This window comes from Paraburkholderia sp. GAS38 (assembly GCF_050434965.1).
GTDB classification, from domain to species: domain Bacteria; phylum Pseudomonadota; class Gammaproteobacteria; order Burkholderiales; family Burkholderiaceae; genus Paraburkholderia; species Paraburkholderia phenazinium_A.
Genome location: NZ_JBNDJO010000005.1, coordinates 103,116 through 117,815, shown reverse-complemented (window position 1 = coordinate 117,815; position 14,700 = coordinate 103,116). Strand labels below are relative to the sequence as shown.

The 14,700-nt window shown below is 60.9% G+C and carries 14 protein-coding genes; 7 read left to right on the top strand and 7 right to left on the bottom strand.

Annotated features, from left to right (window positions below):
- Positions 1 to 47: 47 nt before the first annotated feature.
- The 4 genes from P3T42_RS13820 to P3T42_RS13805 all read right to left on the bottom strand — a co-directional run bounded on the left by P3T42_RS13820 (position 48) and on the right by P3T42_RS13805 (position 5,086).
- A complete protein-coding gene (locus P3T42_RS13820; RefSeq protein WP_429306370.1) occupies positions 48 to 1,589 on the bottom strand; it encodes an efflux transporter outer membrane subunit in 1,542 nt (513 codons plus the stop codon).
- On the bottom strand, positions 1,586 to 2,662 hold the full coding sequence (locus P3T42_RS13815) for an HlyD family secretion protein (protein ID WP_429306369.1): 1,077 nt from the start codon (positions 2,660 to 2,662) through the stop codon (positions 1,586 to 1,588). The genes P3T42_RS13820 and P3T42_RS13815 overlap by 4 nt, the downstream gene beginning before the upstream one ends.
- A 12-nt stretch (positions 2,663 to 2,674) precedes the next feature.
- On the bottom strand, positions 2,675 to 4,306 hold the full coding sequence (locus P3T42_RS13810; RefSeq protein WP_429306566.1) for an MFS transporter: 1,632 nt from the start codon (positions 4,304 to 4,306) through the stop codon (positions 2,675 to 2,677).
- 105 nt (positions 4,307 to 4,411) lie between these two features.
- Complete coding sequence (locus tag P3T42_RS13805; RefSeq protein ID WP_429306368.1) at positions 4,412 to 5,086, bottom strand: antibiotic biosynthesis monooxygenase family protein; 675 nt, start codon at positions 5,084 to 5,086, stop codon at positions 4,412 to 4,414.
- Between the two features lie 258 nt (positions 5,087 to 5,344).
- Between P3T42_RS13805 and P3T42_RS13800 the strand changes: the two genes are divergently transcribed.
- On the top strand, positions 5,345 to 6,277 hold the full coding sequence (locus P3T42_RS13800; protein WP_074302198.1) for a LysR family transcriptional regulator: 933 nt from the start codon (positions 5,345 to 5,347) through the stop codon (positions 6,275 to 6,277).
- On the opposite strand, the gene mug is transcribed toward P3T42_RS13800, so the two are convergent.
- Complete coding sequence (gene mug / locus P3T42_RS13795; RefSeq protein WP_429306367.1) at positions 6,238 to 6,768, bottom strand: G/U mismatch-specific DNA glycosylase; 531 nt, start codon at positions 6,766 to 6,768, stop codon at positions 6,238 to 6,240. The genes P3T42_RS13800 and mug overlap by 40 nt on opposite strands.
- A complete protein-coding gene (locus tag P3T42_RS13790) occupies positions 6,765 to 7,790 on the bottom strand; it encodes a GlxA family transcriptional regulator (RefSeq protein WP_429306366.1) in 1,026 nt (341 codons plus the stop codon). Before P3T42_RS13790 ends, mug begins: the two co-directional genes overlap by 4 nt.
- A 419-nt stretch (positions 7,791 to 8,209) precedes the next feature.
- On the opposite strand from P3T42_RS13790, the gene P3T42_RS13785 reads away from it, so the two are divergent.
- From P3T42_RS13785 to groL, 6 genes are all read left to right on the top strand, one after another.
- Positions 8,210 to 8,707, top strand: a complete 498-nt coding sequence (locus P3T42_RS13785) for a DJ-1/PfpI family protein (protein WP_429306365.1) — start codon at positions 8,210 to 8,212, stop codon at positions 8,705 to 8,707.
- Positions 8,708 to 8,751: 44 nt separating this feature from the next.
- Positions 8,752 to 9,069: an ArsR/SmtB family transcription factor gene (locus tag P3T42_RS13780; protein WP_429306565.1), complete on the top strand. Its 318-nt coding sequence runs from the start codon at positions 8,752 to 8,754 to the stop codon at positions 9,067 to 9,069.
- Between the two features lie 55 nt (positions 9,070 to 9,124).
- On the top strand, positions 9,125 to 9,604 hold the full coding sequence (locus P3T42_RS13775) for a VOC family protein (RefSeq protein ID WP_429306364.1): 480 nt from the start codon (positions 9,125 to 9,127) through the stop codon (positions 9,602 to 9,604).
- A 64-nt stretch (positions 9,605 to 9,668) separates the two neighbouring features.
- A complete protein-coding gene (locus tag P3T42_RS13770; RefSeq protein WP_429306564.1) occupies positions 9,669 to 10,745 on the top strand; it encodes a hypothetical protein in 1,077 nt (358 codons plus the stop codon).
- A 382-nt stretch (positions 10,746 to 11,127) separates the two neighbouring features.
- Complete coding sequence (groES, locus tag P3T42_RS13765; RefSeq protein WP_025496518.1) at positions 11,128 to 11,418, top strand: co-chaperone GroES; 291 nt, start codon at positions 11,128 to 11,130, stop codon at positions 11,416 to 11,418.
- Between the two features lie 52 nt (positions 11,419 to 11,470).
- Entirely contained in the window at positions 11,471 to 13,114 is a 1,644-nt protein-coding gene (gene groL, locus P3T42_RS13760; RefSeq protein WP_074302187.1) for a chaperonin GroEL, read from the top strand.
- A gap of 214 nt (positions 13,115 to 13,328) precedes the next feature.
- Here groL and cysC read toward each other — a convergent pair whose 3' ends face one another.
- Positions 13,329 to 13,928: an adenylyl-sulfate kinase gene (gene cysC / locus P3T42_RS13755; RefSeq protein ID WP_367117704.1), complete on the bottom strand. Its 600-nt coding sequence runs from the start codon at positions 13,926 to 13,928 to the stop codon at positions 13,329 to 13,331.
- Between the last annotated feature and the right edge of the window lie 772 nt (positions 13,929 to 14,700).

The window sequence follows — 14,700 nt, the reverse complement described above, 5'->3', positions numbered from 1 at the left end:
CCCCATCGCCGGACGGCCAGCTCCCACCCAAGCATTGCCGTCCACCATCAACGCGACGCATACGGATCGGCGTAAGTCGATTGCCAGCCGCCGCCCAGTGCCTTGCAGAGCGTGATGAGATTCGTGGCGGCCGTCGCTTGGCTTTGTTCCAGATTGCTCTGGGCATCGAGTAGTTGCTTCTGCACGTTCAGCACGTCGAGATAATCGAGTGCCCCAGCCTTGTAGCGCTGCTGCGCGACCGAGAGCGCACGCTGGTTCAGGGCAACCACCGCCGTGAGCCGGTCGCGGCGCACCTGCTCGGCGTCGTAGACGACAAGGGCATCGTCCACTTCGCGCCAGGCCTCGAGTACGGTGCGCTTGTAGTCGATCGCAGCTTCCTGTTGTTGCGCCTCGCGTAAGTGCAGCGTCCCCTTGAGGCGTCCGCCTTCGAAGATCGGCATCGTGATGGAGGGGCCGACAACAAACTGTCCCGACGCCCAGTTGGCGAGGCTCGAGAGCTGAAGGCTCTGGAAACCTGCACTGCCGTTCAGCGATATGCGCGGATAGAAGTCGGCCTTTGCCATACCGATCGACGCCGTGGCCGCATGCAACTGCGCTTCCGCCTTCCGGATATCGGGCCGGCGTTGCACCAGTTCCGACGGAAAGCCGATCGGCACCTGAGCCGGCAGCGCGGGCACGTCGTGCGGCTCGCCGAGCGTTTGCGCAAGTGCGCCCGGTTCCTCGGCAAGTAAGACGCCAATCGCGTTGATCGTGGTCGTGCAGCGCGATTCGAGCGTCGGAATGAGGCTTTCGATCGACGCCGCCTGCGCGGAAGCGTTGGCCACGTCCAGATCCGTCGTCACGCCTTCATGCGCTCGCACTTGCGTGAGTTTCGTCGTGTCGCGAGCAATCTCCAGGTTTTGCTTCGCGATCCGAAGCAATGATTGTGTGTCGCGCAACTCGATATAGTCTCGCGCGAGTTCGGCGCGGGCAGACAATAATACGGCGTTCCGGTCTTCGTACGAAGCGTCCGCCAGGGCGGAGGCGGCTTCGACGCCGCGTCGATTGCGGCCCCAGATATCGAGTTCCCAGGATGTATCGAAGCCGGCCTGATAGAGGTTGTAAGCCGGCGAACCCTTGGACCCAGGCAATGGCGCCACGCCCAGCGGTGTATCGCCCGAAGCGGATTGCGATGGGGTGTCGGTCGGGCTTACCCCGAGCAGCCCGAGAATGCCGTTCGGGCTGCCGCGCTCGCGGTCGTACGAAGCAGCGCCGTCCAGTGTGGGATATTCCGCGGCACCCGCCACACGCTGTTCGGCCCGGCTTTGGCGAAGACGCGCCGACGCCGCGGCCACATCGAGGTTCGCGTCGGCCAGTTGCTGTTCGAGGGCGTTCAACGTCGGATCGTTAAACAGCGTCCACCAGTCCGAATTGAAACCGGATTCGACGGCCTTGCTCGGCGCCTGCTCAGATTGGGTGCGATCGAAGACTTGCGCCGGCGTGGACGTCGCGGGGCGTTGAAAATCCGGTCCGACGGTGCAGCCCGCCATTACCAGGCACGCCAATATTTCCAGCATTAACGCGCGGTAGGAAAAGTCGCTCGCTTTCATTTTGTCTCTCCCGTTTCGGCCGACGCATCGCCATGCTGACCGACGGCGACTTCCGTTTCGACAGACAGCCCCACGCTCAACACGGACGCTGCCTCCTGACCCTGGTCAAGGGTGATCTTGACCGGCACGCGTTGGACGACCTTGGTGAAGTTGCCCGTCGCGTTGTCGGGGGCGATCGGCGCAAAGCTCACACCGGTTGCAGGAGCAAGGCTATCGACACGCCCGTGAATCACCACGCCCGGAAAGCTGTCGACCTTGATCCGCACGCGCTCGCCAGGCCGCATGTGGGTGATCTGGTTTTCCTGGAAGTTGGCTACGACGTACGCATCGGAAAGCGGCACGATCGCCAGAAGCGGCGCACCTGGCGTCACGAACGCGCCCACTCGCACCGAGCGCCGTCCGACCTTGCCGTCGACCGGTGCGTGAATCTCCGTATAGGAGAGATTGAGCTGCGCCTGATCGAGCGCTGCCTCGGCGCGCGCGAGTGCGCCGGCCGCCTTGTCGCGCTGCGTCTGCAGGATGCTCAGGTTCTGCTCGGTCGATGCCAGCACGGCCCCATCGTGGGCCTCCTGCGCGAGTTGCTCGGCGAGCGTGCTCGAAGCATGCTGTTGCTCCTCTGCCGTGCCTGCGCCGGCATCCGACAGGTTCTGGTAGCGCGCAGCATTGGCACGCGCAAACCCGATCGATGCATCATCGGCCTTGAGCGTCGCGCGCGCCTGCTCGACGAGCGAGGGCTGCCGCGCGATCTCGGCGTCGTAGTTTGCGACGGACGCCCTGGCCGCCGTCACGTCCGCTTCTGCACTCATCAACGCGGCCTTGAAATCGCGGTCGTCAATGCGCACCAGCAATTGGCCGGCCCTGACTGATTGGTTGTCCTTGACGAACACGTCGGATATCTGGCCGGCCACACGCGGTGCCACGAGCGTGAAATCGGCGTCGACATAAGCATCGTTGGTGGATTCGGTATTCGAGCTGCCTGACAGGCTCGAACAAGCCCATGCACCAACGCCGAGTGCGACAGCCACAGCGGCGACACGAATAATCCTGAGGGGAGAGCGAGCAACGGATGACATGATGACCGTCCCTTAACGAGAAGAGGGGGGCGTCGTGCACCACGGCGGATAAATCCGCACGGGTAACACGAGCACCAGGAGAAGAAGGGCGATGGCAACTCCCGCCATGACCCGGTAGAGATCCGCCGAGGCGAGTACCACTGCCTGCTCGTGGATCCGGTGTGCAAGTTCGCCGAGTCCCGGCGTCGCGTCGATGCTTTGACTCGTCACAAGCGCGTGATTGCCCAGGTGGTCCACGAGCACGTTCGAATGAAGGCGTTCGCGATCGGTACCCAACCCTTCGATGAGACCCGTCGCCACCGCCGCGGAAAATGTCTTGAGCGAGTTGAACATCGCCGACGCAAATGGACCTTCGGTCGGCGGCAAGCCCGTCGTGACCCCCATCAGAATCGCCAGGATCACCATGGGTTGCGCCACGATCTGCAAGGACTGGAGCCAGTAGAAATCGTTGCGGATCCATTCGGAGGTGATGAAGCTTCCCATCAGGCAGGTGCTGATCATCAGGCACAGTCCTATAGCCATCACCCAACGGTGGTCGACCCGGCGCAGATTCAGCACAGCGGCCGTCAGAGGCAGCGTAATCAATAGCGGGAGCGCAACCAGCAACGACAAGGGCGCTGTTTGCAGCGGCCGGTAGGCGTGAACCTTGGCGAGATATTGGCTGGGTATGGCAGCCACACCAACCAGCAGAATGACGGCGCCCATAAGCGTCGTCAGGCCGTGCGTAAAGTTTCTGCGCGAAAGCATCTGCAGCTTGAAAAAAGGAAGCGGGTGAAACCATTCGTTGACGAGGAACGTCACCAGCAGCAGTCCGCCGCCGATAAACATCACGCGAATGAACCCGGAGTCGAGCCAGTCGAGACGATCGCCTTGCAGAAGACCGATCACGAGCATCGCGACGGCTGGAAACCCCAGCAGAAATCCGCTCCAGTTGAAGTCCTTGAGCCGTTCGAGTTTGAGCGGATCGGGCGGCAGTCCTTGCTGGATCGCCACGCAGCAGACGAGGCCAAGCGGCACGATTTGCCAGAAGGCCATTTGCCAGCCAACATACTCGGTCCACAACGCTGCGAGCGGTGTGCCGAGCGCCGGCCCGAAAGTGGCAGTGAGCGCGTACCCGGCGAGTCCGTACAGCTTTACTTTGGGCGGCAGATAGCGCAGCGCCACGATGATCAGCATCGGCGGAAGGCATCCGCCGGCCATTCCCTGCATGACGCGCAATACATAGAGCGTCGGCAGGTTCGGCGCGAAGGGGCAGAGGAACCCCAGCAGCATCGTCGCGATTACGGCGCCGATGGTGAAGCGCTTGAGCGTGAAGGTGATGCCGAACCACGGTGCAAACACCATCGTGGCGACATTAGCCGCCTCGAACAGCGCAGTCAGCCAGGTGCCGTCGTCATGGCCGATCGAGAGCGCACCCTGAATGTCCGCCATGGACAATGCAGTGACCTGCTCGTTGAGAATGGCGAGGAGAGACGCCAGCAACATTCCGACGAGGCCGATGGCGAGACGCAGCGAAAGCGTGGCTTGCGTCGGCGCAAGTTGTGCAGGGGCCGCGGTCGCCGGCACTACTGCGGGCACTGACGCGGGCGACGCCGCGGCGCTCGGCGCTTGTGCTCCAGTTGCCAAGGCATTGTCTGTGCTCATAGGAACCTCGTTGTTGCAAAGATTAGATCGGATATCTAAATATCGTGGTTGGAAGCCGCATGAAAAATGAAAGTCCTCCAACCTCGATAACGGAACGCGGCTGGCTTACGCCTTCGCTTGTGCCTCTTTGAAATACTGCGGAGCTTCCCGGCGATCGAACATGCCGTACTGCCGGATGATGCGGATATTCCGCAAGCGCAACACATCCGCTTTCGCCGCGTTGCGTTCGAATGCTTCGACTGCCGCATGGTCACGCCACGTCACCACCGCGATCGCATCCCCTGGCGCCATCAGTGCGTCGAATACGTCCCACGAAACGAGGCCGGGCGCGCTTGTATCCACGCCAAGCGATTTCGCCACCGCATCTGCGCCAGCCTGCTTGAGCCACTCCGGCGAGAATTTGCCGTCATGCAGCGTCACCGCCGTGCCTTGGCCCACCTCGGTGACGTCCAGGCGCTGCTCACGCAACACCTGTCCCGCGGGCACCTGGGTATCGCTGACGGTCTGGCCAATGCGCAAGCGATAGTCGGAAAACACCCGGTCGCGCGCAGCCTGCATGATCTTGTGGTGCGTCTCCTGGCTACGCCAGCGGATGAGCGACTTCTCGTCGCGCCAGCTCGACAGCGAAAGCAGCCAACCCTCGCGTGTGAGACTGGCATAGCGGTTGTTGTCGATAAACCCGTCGATCTTCTCCAGTTCAGGGCGCAGCATCTTGGCCATGCCGAGATAGGCATCGAACTGTTCGGGGATGGGGTGAACTTCAAGCATCGCGGTAAACATGAGAACCTCGTTCGTTGGTTGGGCTGTACGGCGTGAAGTCATTGTGGTGGATCGGCCCAATTCTTTGGAGTCCACGCTAGTGAGTATTGGGCCAATGAGTTTGCGAATTTTGCCAACCGGTTTGCGAAGGTTCCGATAACCCTCGCTAGCTGAAAGAGTCCTTTGCATAACGGCAATGCGAACGGTCCGATCGTCACGCTGCGGATCACAACGCATAGAATGACGGCACGAGGACGTCTTGATCAGGGTGGAAAGCGAATGGACAAATTGCGTGAGATGGAGGTTTTTGTCGCCATCGTCGACCGGGGCAGTTTTACGGGCGCGGCCGAAAAAGTAGCGATGTCGGCGGCCGCGGTGTCGCGGGCGGTCAATTCGCTGGAATCGCGTCTCGGCACGCATCTGCTGGCGCGGACGACACGCTCGGTGCGTCCGACGGATGCAGGCTTGGCCTACCTCGAAGCCTGCAGGAAGGTGTTGGACACCATCACGGATGCGGAAGCCACCATTGCCGCCGATCCGCTCAATCCAGTGGGTACGTTGACCGTCTCCGCACCGGTCCTGTTTGGTCAGCGCTATGTGGCGCCTCTGGTCAACGCTTTCGCGCTGCGTTATCCGGACGTCAGCATCAATGCGGTGTACGCCGATCGCACGACACGGCTGTTAGAGGAGGGCGTGGATATTGCCATCCGTGTCGGGCACCTTGGCGACTCATCGACATTCGCGATTCCATTGGGCCATGTGCGGCGTCGCACGTATGCGGCGCCCGCTTATCTCGCCGCGCATGGAGAGCCGCTTCACCCTAAAGATCTGACCCACCACCACTGCGTGTCTTTCACGGGCGTTTCGTCGCCGCTTGAATGGGTGTTCAACGAGAACGGCTCAAGGTTGCCTGTGAGACTTCAGCCGCGAATGATTGTCGACCTTGGTCCCGCTGCCGTGCTTGCAGCCGTCGACGGCGTGGGGATTATCCAGTTGCTGTCGTATCAGGCGGCGCCCGAGGTGCTCGATGGCAGCCTCCAGCCTATCCTGACGTCGTTCGAGCCCGAGTCGATTCCGGTGAGCCTGCTTCATGTAGAGCGGCGTAGCACCAGCGGCAAGATTCGCGCTTTCGTGGAGTTCGTCACCGAGGCACTACGCGAAAACGCCCACCTTCAGGGCATGGATGCGACTGCAACGCGAACTTCCCGGTAGGCGGCTACCAGTGCAGCGAGGTCGAAGGCCCGATTGAGTCCGCTTGGATTCGGCACGACCCACGCGTGTGCGCCACCGAAGGGCTCCGCTTGCAGCCCCCATTGAAGATCGCGTGTGCCGGAGATCGCCGCGAGCGCCATCTTGCCAAGAAAGACGACGTAGCGCGGGGCGTAGTGCTCGATCTTTTGCCGGAAGGCCTCGCCGGCGAGTTCAATTTCCGTTCGCGAGAGTTCGGCGGCCTGTGCGGTGGGCCGCGGGACTACCGTGGTGAGACCGCAACCGTATTGAAGAATCGTGTGGCTGTCCTCAGGACGAATCTGTTCGGGCGTAAAACCTGCCAGATGTAGTACTCGCCAAAAGCGATTGCTTCGACCTGCAAAGTGATGACCTGTCGATGCCGAGCGGAGCCCCGGATTGATGCCGCAAAATATCAATGGCAAGCCCGGTTCGAGAACATCGGGAAGCGATGGAGGGGAAGCTGCGTCAGTCACAGATGAGACAGTCCTTGCAAAGAGACCTGCTTGCCGGCACCGTTATTCGTCCACGGCTGTTGGCCTGCCTCGCCGCGGAAGCGTTGCCGATATTGTTTCGGGGTGACATCCAGCCGTCGGGAGAAAGTCGTGCGCATATGCGTGGCGTTGCGGAAGCCGCATTTGAATGCCACGGTTTTTAGCGGTGCGTCCGTGTCTTCCAGCAGCTTGCGCGCGGTGTCGACGCGAACCTGCTCGACAAACACGGACGGTGTCACCTTCGCATACTTCGAAAACACTCTTGAGAAGGTCCGTCGGCTCACTGCTACCGCCTCCGCGAGCTGTTCGATAGAAAGCGCATCGGTTATGTGCTCGGTCACATAACGGTGCACTTTGCCGATGATCGGATCCTCGTCTCTTCCTGCGCCGATATACGGGCTGTACTGCGACTGGCCGCCTTCGCGCTGGATATACACCACCAGCCGCTTGGCGACACGCACCGCCAGTTCGTGTCCCCAGTCTTCGGCGACCAGCGACAGGCACAGATCGATGCCGGCCGTTACGCCCGCCGAGGTAAAGAGGCGTCCGTCACGAACGAAGATCTTGTCGGGCTGTACGCGCGCCTGCGGAAATTCGTGAGCGAGGCGTCCTGCGTCTGCCCAGTGCGTCGTCACTTCCTTGCCGTCGAGCAGTCCCGCATGCGCAAGCACGAACGCCCCATTGCATACGGAGCCGAACCGTTTCGCGTCGCGCGCCTGATTTTGCAGCCAGGTCAGGAAGTCACCGGACAGTTGAGCATCGGGCAATTGCGGGCCGCCCGCGACCAGCAGCAGGTCCCATTGCGTGTCGAGATCCGCATAGCCGAACGGCACGGAGAGTTGCATGCCGTTCGAGCAGGTCACGGCGCCGGCCCGCGGCCCCACCAGCGAGACCTCGTATTTTTGCTGGCCGGACAGGACCGTGTTGGCTTCCGCGAATACGTCGAGGGGGCCCGCAACATCGAGCGATTGGACACCATCGAATATCACAATGGCGACTTTCATGCCGTGACCTTGGTGGAGTGAGTAGACCCGTTTCCGATACCGGCAATGCTTCGATTGGCTTCGCCCGGAGGACTGGGCCAGGCTGACTAATCTGTATCGACGAGCGGTATCGCAGCTTACCGCAATGATCCGGAAAGAGGGATGTGCTAACCGGTAATTGACTTTTGCGTCCGTGTAACAAGACGGCGGGATTCGGGTCGCGCGTGGTCCTGCGCCTAGTCTTGCGTTTGGCTCCGGGTTGGCCCCGGGTTGGCCGAAATCTCACGTGAATTGGCCGGGCGTCGCGTCATCCACGTGTTTCTTCTCCCATGCCTGCTGATTAGACTTGACCTGGTGGATTCGGCTACAGCCGCCGCCGCTTCAAAAGTCGCGGTCTGCGTTGATGTGGAAGAGTAACCCAGCACAAGGAGTGACGGCGCATGCAGGTTGCGATGATGTTGTACGCAGGATTTCGGCTGCTCGAAGTGACGGGCCCCATGGATGTCTTCCACGAAGCGAACCGTTTGTGCGGCGCAACGTTGTATGAGCAACATCTTGTGGGAGCGTCGCCGGGGCCCGTGCTGTGCTCGAGTGGCGTAGCGGTGGGCACGACGGAGTGTCTGTCGGATGTTCGTACTGCATTCGACATCGTCGTGGTGCCCGGTTCGCCGCTCATCGGCTCGGGGCGCGAGCATCGCGAACTTGTGCGCTGGCTTGGCGATGCCGGGTGCAGAGTGCGAAGGCTCGCATCGGTGTCGAACGGGGCGTTTCTACTCGCGCGTGCCGGCCTTGCCGACCGCCGCTGCCTGAAGGATGGCAACGTGTACTCGTCGCGCGGTGTCGGTGACGCTATCCAGATGGCCCTGGCTTTCGTCAGGGAAGACCTTGGCGAAGCGTTCGCCAGAAGCATCGTCAAGTCACTGTCGAGCCAACCATGACTCAAAGCCCAACCAGTCCTTCGCAGGGCAGTCCAACTCCTGCGATGTGTGTGTCGCAAGCGGCGCTTGACGAGGATCTGATTCATAAGGCGCTCGCCAACCCGTTCCGGCGCGAGATCCTGAAGTGGTTGAAGACGCCGAACGCCTACTTCGTACAGGGATCGTTCGACGTGGGTTGCGGGGTGCCGTTGAATGCAATTCACGCGCGCAGCGGGCTCTCTCAGTCCACCGTATCGGCGCACGTCGCGGCATTGATCGAGGCGCGATTGCTGGTGTCGACCCGCGTGGGTCAGTGGATGCTTCTGGCGCGATGCGAAGCAGTCATTCACGCCTTTGCGGAAGGGATCAAACTGCATCTGTAGCGGCGAGTATTATTGAAGCCACTCGACGGTTCGAGTTTCCGACAAGGAGGTTGCAATGACTGAGCTTGTAACATGCCTGTGGTTCGATGGAGGCAAAGCGCGTGAGGCTGCGGAGTTTTACGCCGCTACCTTCCCCGATAGCCATGTTAGTGCCGGCCATGTGTCGCCGAAGCCGGGCGTGGGGCAGGGCGCGGAGCTGACGATCGAGTTCACTGTGCTGGGCCGGCGCTACCTGGGGCTCAACGGTGGCCCCGCCTTCAAGGCGAATGAGGCGGTCAGTTTCATCGTCCTGACGGATAGCCAGGAAGAGACTGACCGATATTGGAACGCCATTGTCGGCAACGGCGGGGAGGAGGCGCCTTGCGGCTGGTGCAAGGACCGCTGGGGCTTTTCCTGGCAGATCACGCCCAGGCGGCTGCTTGAGCTCGTCAGCGGGTCCGATCGCGATGCCGGAGGGCGTGCGATGGACGCGATGATGACCATGAAGAAGATCGATATCGCTATGATAGAGCGCGCTGCGGCGGTCAAAACATAAGACGTAGCGTCAGCGAAGCAACTCGTCGTTGAGCTCTACCATTCCACCGAGGCTAAAAACAATGATGACCTCCAGCGACGGTTTGACCGGTCCCGCGCGGCTCTTACGACTTGCATCATGGGCGATCGCCATCGTCTTCGCCGTGTTTCTGAACATGCTCGGCAGCCTCGTGATCCGCGACATGGAGTTTGCACCCCATGGCGGGCCGCCCGTCATGGAGCAATTCGCGGATGCACCGGCGAAGGCGCGGCTGGATGCAGCACGACGCGACCTGCAGGCGCAGCGCGACACGCTCGATGAAAAGGCTGAAACCCTGGAGGTGGCGCGCGGACGCGCCGCGAAGCAGTACGCGGACGAGAAGGAGAGTTTCCGCAACTGGCTGGCCACGCGCTCAGTGACGGGCGACAGCACACGGGACCCTGACCTGCTCGCGAGAACCCGCAAGCTGGACTCGCTGCAGGCCGTGACGATCGACTGGCAGCATCAGATCGACGCGATCGGCGACCAGCAACGGGCACTCGTCGCGCAGCAGAGTCAGCTGGACGTGCAAATCGCCAGCGAGGATGCAGCAGCCGAACAGCGCTTCGACGAGGCGACCCGGCACTATGAGTTGCAGGTGTTTGGCCTGCGCCTCGCGCTGACCTTGCCCATTCTGCTGATCGCGATCTGGCTGTTCATTCGCTACCGCAAGGTTCGTTACTGGCCTTTCGTGTATGGCTTCGGTCTGTTTGCGTTGAGCGCGTTTTTTATCGAACTGGTCCCGTATCTGCCGAATTTCGGCGGCTATGTGAGGGTGCTGGTCGGCATCGCGCTCACGGTGTTTGCCGGCCTCTATATGCTGAAAGCGTTTCAGCGCTATGCCGAGCGCAAGCAACTGGAATTGCAGCAGGACCAGGGAGAGCGCGCACGCACGATCGGCTACGAGAAGGCCGTTCGTTCACTCGAAAAGAAACGCTGCCCGTCGTGCGACAAACAATGGAACCTCGGTGGCGACGACTCCACGTTCTGCGTGCATTGCGGATTGAGGCTGTTCAATCTGTGTGGATGCGGTGGGCGCAATTTCTTCTTTTTCCCGCATTGCCATCAATGCGGTGCGGCGCAGGGGAGTGCGTCGTTGGTTCCGGGGGGCGATGCGCATTGACGGTGACGAATTCGCCCTGGTGTGCCCCGGCCCCACGTCGGCGAAGCAGGTGCAAATACGGTACCGCCGGGAAGAAGCAGGAGCAGACGTTCAAGACGACGTACCAGGCGGAATATGGCGAGGACGCAAGCGTGTCTGTACTTGAGCCCACCAAAATTCTTCCGCCCAATGCGGAAGCACCCGACGCGCCGGAGTGAATCTCGACAAGTTCGCCTGGGTTTACCCTAGGGTAAAAATTTCCTCCCCCCTTCCTTCTTGAATTTGTCACCACCCGTCCATATAATTAGCACTCGCTGCACGAGAGTGCTAACAACATCGCCGGTTGGCTCAGCCAGCCGGGTTTTCTCAGCGTTCTTCAGTCTCAATCAAGAGAGGAGTATGTATGAACCTTCGTCCTTTGCATGATCGCGTGATCGTCAAACGTCTGGATCAAGAAACCAAGACTGCGTCGGGCATCGTGATCCCCGAAGCCGCAGCGGAAAAGCCGGATCAAGGCGAAATTCTGGCAGTCGGCCCGGGCAAGCGTGACGACAAGGGCGCACAAATCGCGCTCGACGTGAAGGTCGGTGACCGCGTCCTGTTCGGCAAGTACGCAGGCCAGACCGTCAAGGTCGACGGCAGCGAACTGCTCGTGATGCGCGAAGAAGACATCATGGCCGTGGTGCAGAAGTAAGCGCAAAGCGCTACTTACCCGGTTATATCCCAAGAATTCAAGGAGTTAGAAGATGGCAGCTAAAGACGTCGTATTCGGTGATTCCGCTCGTGCCAAGATGGTCGAAGGCGTGAACATCCTCGCGAACGCTGTGAAGGTCACGCTGGGCCCGAAGGGTCGCAACGTTGTCCTGGAACGCAGCTTCGGCGGCCCGACGGTCACCAAGGACGGTGTGTCGGTCGCGAAAGAGATCGAACTGAAAGACAAGCTCCAGAACATGGGCGCACAAATGGTCAAGGAAGTCGCTTCCAAGACCAGCGACAACGCAGGTGACGGCACCACGACCGCTACGGTTCTGGCTCAGTCCATCGTTCGCGAAGGCATGAAGTACGTCGCATCGGGCATGAACCCGATGGACCTGAAGCGCGGTATCGACAAGGCTGTGTTCGCAGCAATCGAAGAACTGCGCAAGATCAGCAAGCCGTGCACGACCAACAAGGAAATCGCTCAAGTCGGTTCGATCTCGGCAAACAGCGACTCGTCGATCGGCGACCGTATCGCTGAAGCGATGGACAAGGTTGGCAAGGAAGGCGTCATCACGGTTGAAGACGGCAAGTCGCTGCAAGACGAACTGGACGTCGTCGAAGGCATGCAGTTCGACCGCGGCTACCTGTCGCCGTACTTCATCAACAACCCGGACAAGCAAGTTGCTGTGCTCGACAACCCGTTCGTGCTGCTGCACGACAAGAAGGTGTCGAACATTCGTGACCTCCTCCCGGTTCTGGAACAAGTCGCCAAGGCTGGCCGTCCGCTGCTGATCATCGCAGAAGACGTCGAAGGCGAAGCACTGGCAACGCTGGTGGTGAACAACATCCGCGGCATCCTGAAGACGGTGGCTGTCAAGGCTCCGGGCTTCGGCGATCGTCGTAAGGCCATGCTGGAAGACATCGCGATCCTGACCGGCGGTCAAGTTATCGCTGAAGAAACCGGCCTGACGCTCGAAAAGGCAACGCTGGCCGAACTGGGCCAAGCGAAGCGTATCGAAGTGGGCAAGGAAAACACGACGATCATCGACGGCGCTGGCGAAGGCGCGAACATCGAAGCACGTGTGAAGCAAGTTCGCACGCAAATCGAAGAAGCAACGTCGGACTACGACCGTGAAAAGCTGCAAGAGCGCGTGGCCAAGCTGGCCGGCGGTGTGGCAGTGATCAAGGTCGGCGCTGCGACCGAAGTCGAAATGAAGGAAAAGAAGGCACGTGTCGAAGACGCACTGCACGCAACGCGCGCAGCTGTGGAAGAAGGCATCGTGGCTGGCGGCGGTGTTGCACTGATCCGCGCTCGCACGGCAATCGCCGGTCTGAAGGGCGCTAACGCCGATCAAGATGCAGGTATCAAGATCGTTCTGCGCGCCATGGAAGAACCGCTGCGCCAGATCGTCACGAACGGCGGCGAAGAAGCCAGCGTCGTGGTGGCAGCAGTTGCAGCCGGTACGGGCAACTACGGCTACAACGCAGCAACGGGCGAGTACGTCGACCTGGTTGACGCAGGTGTCGTGGACCCGACGAAGGTCACGCGTACGGCACTGCAAAACGCAGCATCGGTGGCAGGTCTCCTGCTGACGACCGACGCAGCGGTTTGCGAACTGCCGAAGGAAGATGCTCCGATGGGCGGCGGCGGAATGCCGGGCGGCATGGGCGGCATGGGCATGGACATGTAATTTCGCTTCGGGCCTTTCTCGCGAGAGGAGGCCTGTTCGAAACGCATGGGGAAGCGCGCCGCAAGGCGTGCTTCCCGAAAGAAAAAACCCGCAGCGATGCGGGTTTTTTCTTTTCCGGCGCCGGCTTGGCTCGGCGCATGGGTTGCTTCAACGTGAGTTGCTTCAATCGAGAGCGGGCAGCTGGCTCAAGGCACGCCCGCGTCGCGATTCGCACTCAGGGCTTCATGAGATACGTCTCGTGCAGGTAATCGAAGATCCCCGACACGCTCGCCTCTTTGCTCTGACGCGCCGTATCCACGCACAGATCCGGGTTCGCGGGCGGCTCGTAGGGCGCCGACACACCGGTAAACGAGGCGATCGCACCGGCTCGTGCCTTGGCGTAGAGACCCTTGGGATCGCGCCGTGCACAGTCATCCACGGACGCGGACAGGTAGGTTTCCACAAACCGCTCGCCGCCGATAATCTCGCGAGCCATAGCGCGGTCTTCATCCATGGGCGAAATCAGCGCGGTAATCACGATCAGCCCGGCGTCGTTCATCAATTGCGCGACGTGTGCCACGCGGCGGATATTCTCACGCCGGTCTTCCTTGGTAAAACCGAGGTCGCTGCCGAGACCATGCCGGACGTTGTCGCCGTCCAGCACGTAGCACGGATGGCCTAACTCGATCAGCCGGCGTTCCAGTTCATAGGCAATCGTGGATTTACCCGCCCCGGACAAGCCGGTGAGCCAGACCGTGACGGCCTTCTGCCTGAACATGTGTGCCCGGTCTTGGTCGCTGACGGTACCGCTGACGCGTTGCAGGAACGCTCGCACCGGTTTCGCGGTGGCGATGGAGCGGCATTCTTCGGAGTTGGTTTGGGCGCCTGAGGAGGTGTCCGGAGAGTCCGGCGTGGCGTCGTAAAGGGTGCGGGCGTAGGCTGGCGAATTGTCCACTTTAGCGATTCCCGCAGAGGTCGATTCCGGTTGAGGGGCCGAGGCTACCTGTCTCAATCTCGATGCAGCGGAAACGGACCACGCGTGCTGGATCACGTTCCGGCGGATGAAACGACAGGATTCGTAGGGGCATGATGTGCAACCCGCGAGATTACAGTCCGTAAATTCTACTGTGTGATAAGTATTCCATCTGTAACGTTTAATTACGTTAGTAATACGCCGGTGACGATTTTGTAGGGACGCGGGCGCTTCAGGCGAGACGTGTGATCGTCCGTAACATGATGACCTTGCGAGCCGCGAACGAACCGTACGCGTGCGAAGTGAGGCATGGCTATCCGGTCACGTTGTGAGGATAGAGGCGCGCGATGTAGGTTCGGAAACGTTTGCGTCCGCAAGATAGAAGCAATGCAATTCGGCGGAGATCAAATCGACGCCAAGGCCATGCGCTGGAAGCTTGAGGGGATGGGGTTAATCAGGTGCGCCGGCGAAACGCCCCGGAGGGAGGTGAGGGCATCACCTTAACCGGGCGGGTTGCGCGGAATCCAGCGGCGCGCGCAAGCAGATGAAAGGCGAGCGTGGGTATTGAGTAAGCTTTAAGGCGACGTTCGGCGAGCCGGCCTTTGCCGCCCCGACTCCCCGATCCGCGCCCACT